Origin of the sequence: Neomegalonema perideroedes DSM 15528 (assembly GCF_000374145.1) — a bacterium.
GTDB lineage: Bacteria > Pseudomonadota > Alphaproteobacteria > Rhodobacterales > Rhodobacteraceae > Neomegalonema > Neomegalonema perideroedes.
On record NZ_KB893654.1, the window covers coordinates 38,915 to 53,614 of the forward strand.

At 68.0% G+C, this 14,700-nt stretch carries 10 protein-coding genes; 5 read left to right on the plus strand and 5 right to left on the minus strand.

From position 1 onward, the window contains the following. The first annotated feature begins 181 nt into the window (after positions 1-181). Positions 182-2,929 carry a DNA gyrase subunit A gene (gene gyrA / locus B161_RS0107255; RefSeq protein ID WP_051085749.1) on the plus strand — a complete coding sequence of 916 codons (2,748 nt, stop codon included), beginning with the start codon at positions 182-184 and terminating at the stop codon, positions 2,927-2,929. 72 nt (positions 2,930-3,001) lie between these two features. Here gyrA and B161_RS0107260 read toward each other — a convergent pair whose 3' ends face one another. The 3 genes from B161_RS0107260 to B161_RS0107270 all read right to left on the minus strand — a co-directional run bounded on the left by B161_RS0107260 (position 3,002) and on the right by B161_RS0107270 (position 5,961). Further along, complete coding sequence (locus B161_RS0107260; RefSeq protein ID WP_018632705.1) at positions 3,002-3,796, minus strand: ABC transporter ATP-binding protein; 795 nt, start codon at positions 3,794-3,796, stop codon at positions 3,002-3,004. Continuing rightward, on the minus strand, positions 3,793-4,719 hold the full coding sequence (locus B161_RS0107265; RefSeq protein WP_018632706.1) for an ABC transporter permease: 927 nt from the start codon (positions 4,717-4,719) through the stop codon (positions 3,793-3,795). Before B161_RS0107265 ends, B161_RS0107260 begins: the two co-directional genes overlap by 4 nt. Positions 4,720-4,929: 210 nt before the next feature. Further along, positions 4,930-5,961 carry an ABC transporter substrate-binding protein gene (locus B161_RS0107270; protein ID WP_018632707.1) on the minus strand — a complete coding sequence of 344 codons (1,032 nt, stop codon included), beginning with the start codon at positions 5,959-5,961 and terminating at the stop codon, positions 4,930-4,932. Between the two features lie 140 nt (positions 5,962-6,101). Here B161_RS0107270 and B161_RS0107275 point away from each other — a divergent pair, with 140 nt between their 5' ends. The 4 genes from B161_RS0107275 (at position 6,102) to B161_RS0107290 (ending at position 10,304) form a co-directional block, all read left to right on the plus strand. After that, positions 6,102-7,817, plus strand: coding sequence for a thiamine pyrophosphate-binding protein (locus B161_RS0107275; protein ID WP_018632708.1), 1,716 nt, complete (start codon positions 6,102-6,104; stop codon positions 7,815-7,817). Positions 7,818-7,916: 99 nt separating this feature from the next. Continuing rightward, complete coding sequence (gene zapE / locus B161_RS0107280; RefSeq protein WP_018632709.1) at positions 7,917-9,080, plus strand: cell division protein ZapE; 1,164 nt, start codon at positions 7,917-7,919, stop codon at positions 9,078-9,080. Then, positions 9,077-9,592, plus strand: coding sequence for a peroxiredoxin (locus tag B161_RS0107285; protein WP_018632710.1), 516 nt, complete (start codon positions 9,077-9,079; stop codon positions 9,590-9,592). The genes zapE and B161_RS0107285 overlap by 4 nt, the downstream gene beginning before the upstream one ends. Positions 9,593-9,773: 181 nt before the next feature. Then, a complete protein-coding gene (locus tag B161_RS0107290; RefSeq protein ID WP_018632711.1) occupies positions 9,774-10,304 on the plus strand; it encodes a bactofilin family protein in 531 nt (176 codons plus the stop codon). Between the two features lie 85 nt (positions 10,305-10,389). Here B161_RS0107290 and prfB read toward each other — a convergent pair whose 3' ends face one another. Beyond that, positions 10,390-11,514 carry a peptide chain release factor 2 gene (prfB, locus tag B161_RS0107295; RefSeq protein ID WP_018632712.1) on the minus strand — a complete coding sequence of 375 codons (1,125 nt, stop codon included), beginning with the start codon at positions 11,512-11,514 and terminating at the stop codon, positions 10,390-10,392. A gap of 109 nt (positions 11,515-11,623) precedes the next feature. Then, a complete protein-coding gene (locus B161_RS17225; RefSeq protein ID WP_018632713.1) occupies positions 11,624-14,599 on the minus strand; it encodes a penicillin-binding protein 1A in 2,976 nt (991 codons plus the stop codon). Between the last annotated feature and the right edge of the window lie 101 nt (positions 14,600-14,700).

Below are 14,700 nucleotides of genomic sequence, written 5' to 3' on the forward strand. Positions count from 1 at the left end.
CTTGTCCGACGGCTCTTTTCGCGGCGGGAATCTCCGGTTTTTCACCCGAAAACGCCCGATTTCCGCCTTTTCCGAAGGCGGTTCGCTTGCCCTTCCGAGCCGGGAGGGATATAAGGGCGCAAGCGCCCTGAAAGCTTGGAATTTCAAGGGTTTTTTCCAGAATTTCTCCCCGGAGCCCCGCTTGACCGACCTCGTGGATCCGAACCTCCCGTCAGGCGCGCCCGGCGCCCCCCAAAACCCTGGCGACACCCCCGTCGTGGCCATCGAAGACGAGATGCGCCGCAGCTATCTCGAATACGCCATGAGCGTGATCGTCAGCCGCGCCATTCCCGACGTGCGCGACGGGCTGAAGCCGGTCCACCGGCGCATTCTGCACAGCATGAACGAATCCGGCTTCGACCATGCGAAGCCCTATCGCAAATCGGCCCGCGTGGTCGGCGACGTGATGGGCAAATACCATCCGCATGGCGACGCCGCCATTTACGACGCCCTCGTGCGCATGGCTCAGGATTTCTCCATGAGCCTGCCTTTGCTGGACGGCCAAGGGAATTTCGGCTCGATGGACGGCGATCCCGCCGCCGCCCAGCGCTACACCGAAGTGCGCATGGCCCGCGTGGCGGAGGCGCTGCTCGCCGACATCGACAAGAACACCGTCGATTTCCAGCCCAATTACGATAATCAGGACCGCGAGCCGAGCGTTCTCCCGGCGCGCTTTCCGAATCTGCTGGTCAACGGCGCCAACGGCATCGCGGTGGGCATGGCCACCAATATTCCGCCGCATAACCTCGGCGAGGTCATCGACGCGACCTTGCATCTCATCGCGAATCCCGAGGCCGCGGTCGCCGATCTCATGGAGCATATCCCCGCCCCGGATTTCCCGACCGGCGGCGTGATCCTCGGGCGCGCGGGCGCGCGGGCGGCCTATCATCGCGGACGCGGCTCGATCATCCTGCGGGCCAAGACCCGCTTCGAGGAGATCCGCAAAGACCGCATGGCGATCATCCTCGATGAAATCCCCTATCAGGTGAATAAGGCGACGCTCATCGAGAAGATCGCCGATCTGGCCCGCGAAAAGAAGGTCGAGGGCGTCGCCTCGGTGCAGGACGAATCCGACCGGCGCGGCGTGCGGGTGGTGATCGAGCTCAAGCGCGACGCCACGCCCGAGATCACGCTGAATCAGCTCTTCAAATTCACCGCCATGCAGACGAGCTTTCCGGCCAATATGCTGGCGCTTTCGGGCGGGCGGCCGGAGGTTCTGGATCTCAAGGGCTTCCTCGGCGCCTTCCTCGCCTTCCGCGAGGAGGCCGTCGCGCGGCGCACCGCCTACGACCTCTCCAAGGCCCGCGAGCGCGCCCATTTGCTCTGTGGTCTGGCGGTGGCGGTGGAGAACGTCGACCGGGTGGTGGCGCTGATCCGCGCCGCGCCCGATCCGGCCGCCGCCCGCGAGGCGCTCATGGCGCCCGACTGGCCCGCTCAGGAGATCGCGGAATACATCCGCCTCGTGGACGATCCCTCGCATAAGATCAACGCGGACGGCACTTACCGCCTCTCCGAGATTCAGGCCCGCGCCATCCTTGATCTGCGTTTGCAGCGCCTGACGGCCATGGGCCGCGAGGAAGTCGGCGCGGAGCTGAAGGAGCTGGCGGCGAAGATCGTCGATTGGCTCGACATCCTGCGCTCGCGCCCCCGGATTCTGGCGATCATCTCGGAGGAGCTTACGGCGGTGAAATCCGCCTTCGCCGGGCCGCGCCGCACCGAGATCCTCGAAGAATCCGAGGAATTCGAAGACGAAGACCTCATCGTCCCCGAAGACATGGCGGTGACCATCACCGCCTCCGGCTACGTCAAGCGCACGCCGATCGAGGAATTCCGCTCGCAAAAGCGCGGCGGCAAGGGCCTCGCGGGCATGAGCATGAAGGACGAGGACGCGGTTTCTCAGCTCTTCGTCGCCAACACCCATACGGCGGTGCTGTTCTTCTCGACCCTCGGCACGGCCTATAAGCTGAAGGTCTGGCGCCTGCCTCAGGGCGGACGCGCCACCCGCGGCAAGGCTTTCGTGAATCTGCTGCCGCTGGAGCAGGGCGAGACCATCGCCGCCGTCATGCCCATCGACGCCCCCGAAGAGGACTGGGATAAGCTGAACATCGTCTTCGCCACTTCGGACGGCGACGTGCGGCGCAATCAGCTCTCCGATTTCTCCAAGGTGATGTCGAACGGCAAGCGGGCGATGGTCCTGCCGGAAGGCGTGCGCCTCGTCGGGGCCTCGCTCTGCGACGAGAACGACAGCATTCTGCTCAGCGCCGCCGGAGGCCGCGCCACGCGCTTCGCCGTGGAGGATCTGCGCGTCTTCCAGAGCCGCAGCTCGACCGGCGTGCGGGGCATCCGCCTCGTGGAGGGCGACGAAGTGGTCTCCATGACGGTGCTGCGCCATGTGGCGGCGAGCACCGCCGAAATCTCGGCCTATCTCAAGCGCAAGCGTCAGGAGAGCATGGCCGAAGAGGACGCCGTCGAGGCTCTGGAGGCCGAGGAGGAGGAGAACGGCGCCGAAGAAGAGGCCGCGCTCTCGGACGAGCGTTACGCCGAGATGTCGGAAGCCGAGGAGACGGTCCTCACCGTCACCAGCGAGGGCTTCGGGCGCCGGACTTCGGCCTATTACTACCCCATCAAGGGACGCGGCGCTCAGGGCGTGAAGGCTTTCTCCTTCACGGGTCGGCGCGGCGGTCAGCAGGTGGTGGCGGCTCTGCGCGTGGAGGCGGGCGATCAGCTCATGCTCGCCACCGACGGCGGACAGGCCATCCGCTCCTTCGCGGATCAGATCTCGCTTCAATCGCGCAGCGGCTCGGGCGTGACGCTCTTCCGCGTCGGCGAGGGCGAGCGCGTGGTTTCGGTGGCGCGCCTCGCCGCCGAAGAGGAGGAGGGCGAGGGCTGACCTCCGCCCTGACCCCATGAAAAAAGGCGCGGAGCTTTGCGGCTCCGCGCCTTTCTTTTTGGGGGGAGGCGCTCAGGAGAGCAGCAGCTTATCGTCCTTGATCTCTTCGCCGCGGACTTTCGAAAACATCTCCAGCAGATCGCCGATGGTCATGCTCTGGCGCTCCGGATCGGCGACGTCCAGCGCGATCTGGCCCTGATGCAGCATGATCGTCCGCGAGCCATGGGCGAGGGCGTCGGCCATGGAATGCGTCACCATGAGCGTGGTCAGGCCATATTGCGCGACGACTTCGCGGGTCAGCTCCAGCACGAATTTCGCCATGCGGGGATCGAGCGCCGCCGTATGCTCGTCGAGGAGCAGAATGCGGCTCGGCGCGAGGGTGGCCATGACGAGGCTCACCGCCTGACGCTGCCCGCCCGAGAGCAGCCCGATGCGGTCGCTGAGGCGGTTCTCCAGCCCCAGCCCCAGAGGCTTCAGCCTTTCGCGGAACAGCGCCCGACGCTCCTCGCGCAAGGCGCGCCCGAAGCCCCGGCCCTCGCCCCGCTTGAGCGCCAGCGCCATATTCTCCTCGATGGTCAGCGGCGCGCAGGTGCCCGCGAGGGGATCCTGAAAGACCCGCGCCGCCAGCTTCGCCCGCTTATGCACGGGCTGAAAGGTCACGTCCTGATCTTCGATTCCAATGCGGCCCTGCGTGGGCGTCACCTCGCCGGAGAGCGCCCCGAGCAGCGTCGACTTCCCCGCGCCGTTCGAGCCGATCACCGTGACGAAGGCGCCTTTCGGGATGGTCAGCGAAAGCCCGCGCAGCGCGCGGTTCTCGATGGCCGAGCCGGGGTTGAAGACCACATGCAGATTTTCGACGCGGATCATGAGGCGGCTCCCTTGCGGGCGGCGCGCTGACGCATCTCGGCGCGGATCTTCGGAGCGATCAGGGCCGCCGCCACGATCAGCGCGGTGATGAGGTTGAGGTCCGAGGCCTGAAGCCCCACCGAGCCCAGATTCTGCATCGCCACCGCCAGAGCCAGACGATAGATGATCGAGCCGATCACGCAGGCCGCCAGCATCACCCAGATGCGTCCGCTGCGGAAGAAGGTCTCGCCGAGCACCACCGCCGCCAGACCGAAGACGATGGTGCCCGCGCCCGAAGTCACGTCGGCGAATCCGCTGGTCTGGGCGAAAAGCGCCCCCGCCAGAGCCACCAGACCATTCGACAAAGCCAGTCCGAAATAGGTGTAGGCGCGGGAATCGGCGCCCTGCGCCCGCAGCATCCGGGCGTTGACGCCCGTCGCCCGCAGCGCCAGTCCGAAATCGCTGGCGAAGAGCAGCGTCAGCAGCCCCGTCACGAGCAGAACCACCAGCCCCACCGCCAGAGGCCGCGCGTAAAGCCCGGAAAGCCCCATCTGCGTGAAGGGGGTCACGATGGTCTCCTGACCGAGCAGCGAGAGATTCGGCGCGCCCATCACCCGGATGTTGATCGAGAACAAGGCGATCATGGTCAGGATCGAGGCGAGGATGTGCAGCACCCCGAAGCGGATGGCCAGAATTCCCGTCGCCAGCCCCGCCAGAGCCCCCGCGCCCACGGCCGCCAGACAGGCCAGCCAAGGATTCCAGCCCCCGAGGATCAGCACCGCCGCCACGCCCGCGCCGAGCGGAAAGCCGCCGTCCACGGTCAGATCCGGGAAATCCAGCGCCCGAAAGGTGAGGAAGACGCCGAGGCCCACAAGGCCGAAGATCAGGCCCAGCTCGATCGCGCCCCAAAAGGCGTAAGCGTTGATGAGGTTGAGGAAATTCATGAGAGCTTTCGCAATTCGTCGGTTGCGCGTAAACGCGCCGCGCCCGAAGGGCGGGCGCGGCGGAGATGGAATCGGCCGGCGGGCGAAAGACGGGCGGGGACGCCTTGCGAGGCCTGAACGGGGCCTTCTTCTCAGACGCGCGGAGCCCTCGGGCTGGCGAGGGCTCCGGAGGTCTTCAGAGCCTCCGCCGCGGGCGGAGGCCGCGCCGGATCACTCGGCGGCTTCGGCGGGCGCCTCTTCGGCCTCCTCAGCGGCGGGCTCGGCGGGGGCGTCGGGGGTGACGCGGGCCAGAAGCTCCTCGGAGAAGGTGATTCCCAGCGCCTTGGCGGCCTCGAGGTTCACCTTGAGATCCGTGCCGACCGCCACGCGGGCGGGCAGATCGGCGGGCTTCCTCCCTTTCAGGATCTCGACGACGTAATCGGCGGTCTGCACGCCGACCTGATAATAATCGAAGCCCAGAGCCGCCACGGCGCCCGCTTCGACGAAGCTCGTCTCGCCGCCGATCACCGGGGTGTCGGAGGCTTTGGCGCCGTTGACCAGCGCGGCGATGGCCGAGGCCACGGTGTTGTCGGTCGGGGCGTAGATCACGTCCACGCGCGGGCCGAGGCCCTGAGCGGCGCTTTGGACTTCGGAGGTGCGCGCGGCGGAGGCCTCGATCACCGTGAAGCCCTCGCCGGGGGCGGCGGCCTTCAGCGCGGCCAGCAGAGAGACCGCGTTGGCCTCGCCGGGATTATAGACCACGCCGATGGTCTTGGCCTCGGGCAGGATCTCGCGGATGAGCTTCACGTGATCCGTCACCGGCGACATGTCGGAGAGGCCCGTGACGTTGCCGCCGGGCTTGGCGAAGCTGGCGATCAGCTTGGCGTCCACCGGATCGGTGACGGCGGTGAAGACGATGGGAATGTCCTGCGTGGCGGCGGCCAGAGCCTGCGCCGTCGGGGTGGCGATGCCGACCAGCACCGCCGGGTTCTCGCCGACGAACTGGCGCGCGATCTGCGCGGCCACCGCCGGATTGCCCTGAGCGGTCTGATAGGAGAAGCGGATGGTGTCTCCGGCGCGATATCCGGCGGCGTCCAGCCCGTCGATGAGTCCGCGGCGGGCGGCGTCCAGCGCGGGATGCTCGACGATCTGCGAAACGGCGACCAGCGGGCGCTCCTGAGCCATGGCCGCGCCGAAGGGAAGCGAGACGAGGCTTGAAGCCGCAAGCAGAACTGAGCCAATAAGGGAACGACGACGGATCATGCGAGACCTCCCGAGAGCGCGTCCGCGCGCGCGGACCCCTGTGCGGCCCGCAGGCCGGTTTCACAAAATGTAACGGAAACTCTCGAAGGCGCGCAAGCCTCGCGCCGTTTCGGGCGGAATCGGCGAGATTGGAGCGGAATATGGCGCGCAGCGGCGGAAGACTTCTGATCGAGGCTCTGGAGGAGCAAGGCGTGGAGCGCGCTTTCTGCGTGCCCGGCGAAAGCTATCTGGAGGCGCTGGACGCGCTGAAGGATTCGAAGATCCGTCTGATCGTCGCGCGCCAGGAGGGCGGCGCCGCCATGATGGCCGAAGCCGAGGGCAAGATGAGCGGGCGCCCCGGAATCTGCTTCGTGACGCGCGGCCCCGGCGCGACCAACGCCTCGGCGGGGGTTCATGTGGCGCGTCAGGACTCCACGCCGATGATTCTCTTCGTCGGGCAGGTGGAGCGGGCGCATCTCGGCCGCGAGGCCTTTCAGGAGGCGGACATGGCCGCCTTCTTCGGGCCTCTGGCGAAATGGGCCGCGACCATCCCCAGCGCCGACCGGATTCCGGAATACGTCTCGCGGGCCTTTCACGTCGCGATGAGCGGGCGTCCGGGTCCGGTGGTTCTGGCGCTGCCGGAGGACATGCTCGTCGATCCGACCGAGGCCGCCGCGCCGCGCCGCGTCGAGGCGCCGGAGCAGACGCCGAGCGTCGCCCAGATCGAATGGGTGCGGCGGCTGCTCTCCATCTCGCGCCGCCCGACGCTGATCGCCGGAGGCTCGCGCTGGACGCCGGAGGCCGTGCGGGCCTTGCGGGCGATCTCGGAGCGCTGGATGCTGCCGGTCGCCTGCTCCTTCCGGCGTCAGGGCCTTTTCGACAATCAGCATCCGCTTTACGCGGGGCATCTGGGGCTCGGGCTGGACGGCGCTTTGCGCAGACGCGTCGAGGCTTCGGATCTGGTGATCCTGCTCGGCGGGCGCTTCAGCGAGATCCCGAGTCAGGGCTACGAGCTGTTGAAGGTTCCGAGCCCTGATCAGCGTCTGATCCACATCCATCCCGATCCCGACGAACTGGGCCGCGTCTACGCCCCGAATCTGCCGATCTGCGCGACGCCGGGCGGCTTCCTCGGCGCTCTGCATGACGCCGAAGGCCCGCCCTCGACGCCGGTCTGGGCTGCGGAGGCCGCCCAGCCTCACGCCGCTTACGAGATCTGGAGCGCCCTCCCGGAGACGACGCCGGGGCCTCTGACCATGGAGGCGCTCATGGCCCATCTGCGCGAGACCGCGCCCAACGACGCGATCACCACCAACGGCGCCGGAAATTACGCCGCCTGGCTGCATCGGCACTGGCGCTGGCGGCGCTACGGGACTCAGGTCGCCCCGACTTCGGGCAGCATGGGCTACGGCCTGCCCGCCGCCATCGCCGCCAAACTGCGCCATCCCAAGCGCGAGGCGCTTTGCTTCGCCGGAGACGGCTGCTGGCAGATGACCATGCAGGAGCTGGGGACGGCGGCTCAGGAGGGCGCGGCGGTTCTGGCTCTGATCTGCGACAACGGCCAATACGGCACGATCCGCATGCATCAGGAGCGCGCCCATCCCGGACGCCAAAGCGGCACCGCTCTGCGGAATCCCGATTTCGCCGCCATAGCCCAAGCTTACGGAGTCTTCGGCCGCAGGGTCGAGCGCAACGAGGATCTGCCCGAGGCCCTCGCCGCCGCCCGCGCCGCGACCGCCGAGGGGCGTCCCGCCGTGCTGCATCTGATCCTCGATCCCGAGGCGATTTCTCCGGGCCGCCGTCTGGAGCCGGCGGCGGAGGCCGCGGCCGAGGCCCGTCCTGAAGGCTCCGCGCCCGACGCCGAGCCGGAATCGCTGTGAAGCCCCGCGTCCGCCCCCTAAGCTCTTGACCCTCAAGGGGCGGCGCGATACCTCCGGCTGATTAAGCTTTCCTAACGCCTCTCCTGAGGAGACCGCTTCATGACCTCCGGCCCCTTCGCGCGTTACGAGGCGCTCCGCGCCGAGGGCCTGCTGGCCGAAGACGCGCCGCAGCGCGCGGTCGCGCAGAAGCTTCAGGATCTTCAGGAGCGGCTGGCGGCCTGGGCTCCGCCGCCTCTGCCCGGCGAGGGCGGCGGCGGCAAGCCTTGGCGCTTCGCCTTTCTGAAGAAGCCCGCCTCCTCGCCGCAGACTCCGCGTGGGCTTTACGTCTGGGGCGGGGTGGGGCGGGGCAAGACCATGCTCATGGATCTCTTCTTCGAGACGGCCCCCGTCGAGCCCAAGCGCCGGGTGCATTTCCACGCCTTCATGCGCGAGATCCATCAGCGCCTCGCCGAGGCGCGTCAGAGCGGCGTGGCCGATCCGGTGCCGCCGGTGGCGCGGGGCGTGGCCGAAAGCGCGCGTCTGCTCTGCTTCGACGAAATGGAGGTCTCGGACATCGCCGACGCCATGATTCTCGGGCGGCTCTTCGAGGCTTTGTTCGCTTTGGGCGTGGTGGTGGTGACCACCTCCAACCGCCACCCGAAGGATCTCTATAAGGACGGCCTCAACCGCGACAGCTTCAAGCCCTTCATCGCTTTGATTCAAGAGCGCATGGAGGTGGTCGAGCTGGTCGGCGCGCGGGATCACCGCATGGCGGGGCTGGCCTCCAATGAAGCCTGGTTCGGCGGCCCCACCGCCGAAGCCACCGCCCATGTGGATGAGATCTGGCGCCGTCTGACCGACGCCGCCGCGGGCGCCTCGGAGGCTCTGCGGGTGCAGGGCCGCGACGTGGTGATCCCCCGCGCTTGGGACGGCGTGGCGCGGGCGACTTTCGGCGATCTCTGCGCGCGGCCTCTGGGGCCCGCGGATTACCTCGCCATCGCCGATCATTATCATACGCTCATTCTGGAGCGCGTGCCTTTGCTCGGCCCGGCCCGGCGCAACGAGGCCCGGCGCTTCATCACCTTGGTCGACGTGCTTTATGACGCCGGACGCCGCCTGATCGTCTCGGCGGCGGGCGAGCCGGAAGACCTCTACGTCTCGGGAGACGGGGCCTTCGAATTCGGCCGGACCGTCAGCCGTCTGAATGAAATGCGCTCCGCCGAATGGCTGGAGACCTTCGCCGACGCCCGGGCCCAAGCCGCCGAGGAGGAGACCCACGCATGAGCGCCGAGAAAACCGCCGCCCTTCCCGAGGGGCCCCGGCCGGGCGAGACCGCGCCGCTCTTCGCCGCGCCCGCCCTCGGCGAAGCCGCTCCGGAGGGCGTCTTCGACCTCTCCAGGACGCGGGGCCGCTGGGTCGCGCTCTATTTCTACCCCAAGGACGACACCTCCGGCTGCACGCTGGAGGCTCAGGAGTTCACCGCCCTCAAGGCGGAGTTCGCGGCGTCGGGGGCGCTCGTGGTCGGCGTCTCGCGCGATCCCTTGAAGGCGCATGAGAAATTCCGGCTGAAGCATGGGCTGGATCTGGACGCTCTGGTCTCGGACCCCGAAGGCGAGGTCTGCCAAGCCTATGGCGTCTGGGTCGAGAAGAGCATGTACGGCAAGAAATATATGGGAATCGAGCGGGCCACATGGCTGATCGATCCTGAAGGCGTCGTCCGGCGGGTCTGGCGCAAGGTCAAGCCCGAGGGCCACGCCGCCGAGGCTCTGAAGGTTCTGCGCGCGCAATCCGCCTGAGGCGGACGGTTGTCGAGGGGCGGAGGAATTCGCCTGTGGATCGACCTTTCTCCGCCCGCTTCCCATACGAAGACGGCCTGTTTACTTGATTTTACCGGATGGATCGGAAAATCTCGCCGCGATCAGCAAGTTCAGGACTCCCCTTTCGGGTTCCCGCCCCCACCAGTTCGAGGCCGTCCAGATGTTCTCCAAATCCAAGCTCAACGCGCCCATCGACACGCAGGAGCCGGAGACGCAGCGTCCGGCCGCGCCGGGCGCATCCAGTTCCGTCTTTGGAACCTCCAGCCCTGTGAGTCCGCCCATGACCTCCCCCGCCTCCGCTTCCGCCAGCTCCGCCGTGGCGCGGCGGGCGGTGACCTCTCTGATCTCGGCCGATCTGACCATCCGGGGCGACCTCGTCGCCGACGGAGACGTGCAGATCGAGGGCGTGATCGAAGGGGACATCCGCTCCAGCATGCTGACCGTCGGCGAGACCGCCGTGATCCGCGGCGAAATCATCGCCGACGACGTGGTGGTCAACGGGCGGGTGATCGGCCGCATTCGGGGCAATAAGGTCCGGCTCTCCAATTCGGCCCATGTGCAGGGCGACATTCTGCATAAGAGCATCGCCATCGAGGCGGGCGCTCATTTCGAGGGCTCGGTGCAGCGCGCCGAGAATCCTTTGGGCGATCAGGAGATGCGCCAGATTCCCGGGCCTCATCAGGAAAGCTGAGGCTCCGCCTGCGGGCGAGACGAAAAACAAAAGCGCCGCGGAGAGCCTCTGCGGCGCTTTTCTTCTGCGGCGGGGAAAGGCGCGCTTACTCGCCTTGAGCGTCGGCGCGGCTTTTCCCGGCGGCGTTGGCGGCCAGAGAGGCGCCCATGAAATCGTCGAGATCGCCGTCCAGCACGCCCTGAGAATCCGAGGTCTCATGGCCGGTGCGCAGATCCTTCACCATCTGATAGGGCTGAAGGACGTAGCTGCGGATCTGATGTCCCCAGCCGTTTTCGCCTTGAGAATCGCGCATGGCGGCGTCGGCGTCGGCGCGCTTCTGCAGCTCCATTTCATAGAGCCGCGACTTCAGCGCCTTCATGGCGATGTCGCGGTTCTGATGCTGCGACTTCTCCGAGGAGGTGACGACGATTCCGGTCGGCAAATGGGTGATGCGCACCGCCGAATCGGTTTTGTTGACGTGCTGGCCGCCCGCGCCCGAGGCGCGCATGGTGTCGATGCGGATGTCCTTGTCCTGCACCTCGATCACGATGGTGTCGTCGATCACCGGATAGCAGAGCACCGAAGAGAAGGAGGTGTGCCGACGCGCCTGACTGTCGAAGGGGGAGATGCGCACCAGACGATGCACGCCGGTCTCGTTCTTCAGCCAGCCATAGGCGTTTTCGCCCTTGATCTGATAGGTGGCCGACTTCAGCCCGGCCTCTTCGCCGAGGGTCTCCTCCATCAGCTCGATCTTATAGCCGCGCTTTTCGGCCCAGCGCAGATACATGCGCGAGAGCATCAGCGCCCAATCGCAGGATTCGGTTCCGCCCGCCCCCGCATGGACCTCCAGATAGGCGTCGTTGCCATCGGCCTCGCCGGAGAGCAGAGCCTCCATTTCGGCGCGATGGGCCTTCTCGCGCAGCGCCGCGAGGGCGGTTTCGGCTTCGGTCACGATTTCGGCGTCGCCTTCGGCCTCGCCGAGTTCGATGAAGCCGAGATTATCCTCAAGCCCGCCTTCGAGCGTCCGATAGCCGTTGATGGATTCCTCCAGAATCCGCCGGTCGCGCATGACCTGCTGCGCTTTGGCGGGGTCGTTCCAGAGATCCGGCGCTTCGGCGCGGGCGTTCAGCTCCTCCAGCCGCAGGGGCGCGGTCTCCCAGTCGAGCCGACGGCGCAGCAGGGCGAGGGACTGGCGAATCTCTTCGACGACGCTTTGCGTTTCGGCGCGCATGGGCGGGGCTCTCAAATTCGGGATCTTGCTTCTTGGGGGTTATATAGCCGCGCCGGGGGGTGGGGTAAAGACCGCGCCCCTCCGCAGGAAGGGGCGCCCCGGCGCGGCTTCAATAAACTCCGTCGAGGCGGAAGCCTTCTCCGGCCTGAGCCGCCGCGTCTTGCGGCTGCTGCGGGGCGGGGGGCGGGGCGCCGTAGAAGAGCGGCGCGTTGGGCTGGGCCTGCTGGGGCTGTGGCGCATATTGCGGCTGGCCCGAGAACTGCGGCTGCTGCGGCTGCGGGGCGTATTGCGGCTGAGGCTGAGGAAAGCCGCCGCGCGGCGCCACGGGGATCAACTGGCCCGTCACGGGGTCCATATGATATTCCGAGACTCCCGGCAGAGGCTGCTGCTGCGTCGCCGTCATCACCGGGCGCCCGTATTGATCCACGTAAAGCGGGGGCTGTTGCTGCGGCTGCTGGGCCTGAGGCCATGCGGGCGCGGGGGGCTGGGGCGGCTGATAGCCCACCGGATTCCCATAGACGTCGAGCAGAGGGCCGGAGGGCTGAGGCGCCGGGGGGACCGCGCTCCGGTAGGGATCGTAGCCTCCCGGCGCGGCCGCGCCGCCGAAGACTCCCGCGCCCCATCCGCCGCCCCCGGCGCCGTCCTCATAGCCGTAGCCATAACCCATTTCGCCGACGGGCGGCGCGAAGATGTCGGCGCTGGGCGCGTAGCTTTCCTCATCCTGAGGCTCGGTTCCGGCGCGGAAGGCCTCCATGATCATGTCTTCGCTGGTCACGCCTTCGGGCATGCGCTGGCCGGTGCGCCGGTCGATCCGCACGAAGGAGACGCCTTCGGGAACCGCGAAGGCCTTCGGGGGCTGGCCCTTGAGGGCCTCGCCCATGAAGATCTCGAAGACCGGGCCGCAGAGTCCGCCGCCCGAGGCCTCGCGGCCCAGCTCCTGCGGGGTGTCGAAGCCCATGAAGCAGCCGAGCAGCAGATCCGGCGTATAGCCGATGAACCAGGCGTCTTTGGCGTCGTTGGTGGTGCCGGTCTTGCCCGCGATGGGGCGGCCCAGACGCTTCAGGCGCGTGGCGGTGCCGCGCTGGATCACGCCCTCCATCATGGAGGTGGTCTGATAGGCCGTCACCGGATCGAGCACGCGCTCGCGGGCCTGAGGAATCGGCGGCGAGACGCCCGGCTCGGCGGCGGCGCAGCCCTCGCAGAGCCGAGCATCGGCCCGCAGGATGGTGACGCCGTTGCGGTCCTGCACGCGGTCGATGAGGCTGGGCGAGACGCGTTCGCCGCCGTTGGCGATCATGGCGTAGGAGGTGGAGAGCCGTTGCAGCGTGGTCTCGCCCGAGCCCAGCGCATAGGCCAGCAGATTGGGCATGCCGTCGTAGACGCCCAGACGGACGGCGTAATCGCCGATCACGTCCATCCCGACGTCCTGCGCCATGCGCACGGTGATGGCGTTGTAGCTGCGCTCCAGCCCGACGCGCACGGGGGTCGGGCCGTTGAAGCGGCGGCTGAAGTTCTCGGGGCGCCAGACGCCTTGCCCGCCGCCCTGATCCACGCTGACCGGGGCGTCGAGCACCACGGTGGCGGGGGTGTAGCCGTGATCCAGCGCGGCGGCGTAGAGGATCGGCTTGAAGGCCGAGCCCGGCTGACGCTTCGCCTGAGTCGCGCGGTTGAACACGCTGGCCTGCGCGCTGAAGCCGCCCTGCATGGCGAGGACGCGGCCGGTATGGGGATCCATGGCCATGAGCGCGCCGTTGACGTTCGGCGCCTGCCGCAGCTGCCATGAGGCGCCGCCGTTGGCCTTGGGGTCCACGGGGGCGACGTAGACCACGTCTCCGACCTTCAGCGCCTCGCCGACGGCCTTGGGCGTGGCGCCGAGGCTCCCGTTCTCGCGGCGCGGACGCGCCCAGCGCACGGATTCGAGCGTCAGCTCCAGCGGCGCGGAATCCTGCCCCTCGCGGGGCTCGGGGGCGAAGCTCGCGGCTTTGGCGTCCACCGCCGTGATCACGCCGAGCCGCCAGTCCCCGAGGTCGCGCGGGGCGCGGATCTCGCCGAGGGCCTTGCGGCGGGCGTCTTCGTCCATGGCCGCGACGCCTTCGATGCGGCCGACGGGGCCGCGCCAGCCGTCGCGGCGGTCATATTCGCTGAGCCCCTCGCGCAGAGCCCGCCCCGCCAGATTCTGCAAGGCGGGGTCGATGCTGGAGCGCACCACGAGTCCGCCGCCGTAAGCGGCCTCCTCGCCGAAGCGCGAGATCAATTCGCTGCGGATCTCTTCGATGGGATAGGCCATGGCCCAGTCATAGGCCTCGGGCGCGCGGCGGGCGGTGGGGTCGTCGAGCCGCGTCTCCAGCGGCTTGGCCATGGCGGCCTCGGCCTGTTCGGGCGTGAGGTAGCCGTTGTTGCGCATCTCGCGCAGCACGTAGTTGCGGCGGCTCGTGGCGATGTCCTTATTGCGCACCGGATGGAGCTGCGAGGGCCGCTGCGGCAGAGCGGCCAGATAAGCGGCCTCCTCCGGCTCCAGTTCGGCGAGGCTCTTGCCGAAATAGGTTTGGGCGGCGGTGGCCACGCCGTTGGCGCCCGCGCCGAGATAGATCTGATTCAGATAGATTTCGAGGATCTGGTCTTTGCTGAGCGCCCGCTCCAGCCGAAAGGCGAGGATGGCCTCTTTGATCTTGCGCTCGATCTCGCGCTCGTCGCCGACGAGCATGACCTTGACCACCTGCTGCGTGATCGTCGAGGCGCCGCGCATGCGTCCGCCCTGAAGCGCGCCGCGCACCGCGTTGCCCAGCGCCAGAGGATCGACGCCCGGATGGCTGAGGAAGCGTTTGTCTTCGGCGCTGATGAAGGCTTGGCGCACCAAGGGCGGAATCTCGGCGATGGGCGCGAAGATCCGGCGCTCGCGGGCGAATTCGGCGATGGGGGCGCCGTCGGCGGCGTAGACCTTGGAGAGTTCGGGGGGCTTGTAATCGGCCAGCTGCGCATGATCGGGCAGATCGCGTCCGTACCACCAGAAGACTCCGGCGGCCGCCGCCACGCCCAGCACGCTGAGCGCGGCGAAAAGGCTGAAAAGATGACCGAGAAACCGCATGATTCCGCCTTCGCGCGCGGCGGGCTTCGCGAAGGCCGCCGCCTGATGAGGCGCCGTCCGGCGAAAGAGAAGCCTTCGCCGCGCGCCCTGCGTCCTAATTC